This is a genomic window from Micromonospora sp. CNZ296 (genome assembly GCF_007827635.1).
Window position 1 is genome coordinate 1 of record NZ_VISW01000066.1, and the last position, 1431, is coordinate 1431.

The window sequence follows — 1431 nt, forward strand, 5'->3', positions numbered from 1 at the left end:
TAGTACTCCAGCCGGGGATTGTGATCACGGCTCGGTGAGGGCTTGTCGGGTGTAGTGGCTGGTCATGGCTTGGGCTTGGTGGCGTCGTCGGCGGATGGACCAGAGCAGTGGGTCCGCTCGGCGGCGGGTGGGTTCGATGATCAGGACGTGGAACAGGTGGCGTAGTTCGTTGACGGTCAGTCGGATCAGCCCGGCCGGTTGATGGTGGTGGTTGGCGGTCGCGGCGGCGAGGAATGCGTGGGCGAGGATCACCAGGGTGGTCCAGCGGTGCCATGACGTCCAGCGGCGGTGTTGGTGCTGGTCGAGGCCGAGTCCGGTCTTCGCGGCCTGGAACGATTCTTCGATTTTCCAGCGGCGGCCGGCGACCGTGACCAGGCGGTGGAGTGGGACGGGTTGCGGTGACCAGCAGCGGTAGAAGGCCAGTTCACCGGTGCGGCGGTTGCGGCGGGTCAGGAGCCAGTGGTGTCCGCCGTGTGCGTCGGTGGCGTGCGGTAGGGCGGTGTAGGACCAGTCGTACCAGCGGTGGCCTTTCGCGCCTCGGCCGGCGGAGATGCGCTGCCAGGCGGTGGTGGGAAGACCGGTGGCCAGGGCGTCGACGCGGTGGACGCCGAGGCTGGTGGTGACCTGGTGGGAGCGGGCCACGGCCAGGACGTAGCCCAGGCGCAGCTGACGTAGCCGGGCGGCCAGGCGTGGATCGTTGCCGTAGGCCTCGTCGCCGGCCACCCACCCGCACGGCAGCCCGGCGGTGACCGCGGTGGTGATCATCCGGGACGCCAGCTGCGGTTTCGTGGCGAACCGCACCTGCTCGGGGACACCGGCCCGTGTCCGGCGTTCGGGGTCGTCGCACCAGGATTTCGGCAGGTAGAGGGCCGCGTCGAGCATCGCGTGAGCGGTGTCGGTGGCGTAGACGAGGTGCACGGCGAGCTGGCAGTTCTCGATCTTCCCGGCCGTGCCTGAGTACTGCCGCTGGACACCGACGGTGTGCCGGCCCTTCTTCAGGTCCCCCGTCTCGTCGATGACCAGCACCGCCTCGGTATCACCGAGGTGCTGGGCGACGAACTCGCGGACATCGACACGAACGGCGGCGTCGTCCCAGCGCACCCGGGTCAACAGGTCCTGCATCCCGTCCGGGCCGCTGTCACCGGCGTGCTCGGCGATCGTCCAGCAGTTCTTCGACGGTAACGGCGCCAGCAGGCCCCGGACGAAGTCACGCACCCGACGGCGAGGCTCGGGCCTGCGGAAACGTCCCCCGACCGTCAGCATCAGGCCGTCGAACAACACCCGCCACCGCTGAGCGTCTACCCTGTATCCCGCAGCCACCGCCGCGTCATGGTCAGTCCACACAACCGCCCATGATCGACGGTGGCTGCACCCGTTCACACACCACACCAAGCCCCAGCTCAGCCAAGGTCAACATCCCCGGCTGGAGTA

General features: G+C 68.8%; 1 protein-coding gene. It reads right to left on the reverse strand.

Going from position 1 to position 1431, the window contains the following annotated elements:
* Window positions 1-24: 24 nt before the first annotated feature.
* Window positions 25-1263 carry an IS701 family transposase gene (locus FB455_RS34110; RefSeq protein ID WP_030275456.1) on the reverse strand — a complete coding sequence of 413 codons (1239 nt, stop codon included), beginning with the start codon at window positions 1261-1263 and terminating at the stop codon, window positions 25-27.
* Between the last annotated feature and the right edge of the window lie 168 nt (window positions 1264-1431).

What these genes read in the sequence shown, in the direction of transcription:
- FB455_RS34110 (WP_030275456.1), bottom strand. Translation starts at nt 1,263, where the DNA reads ATGCTGACGGTCGGGGGACGTTTCCGCAGGCCCGAGCCTCGCCGTCGG.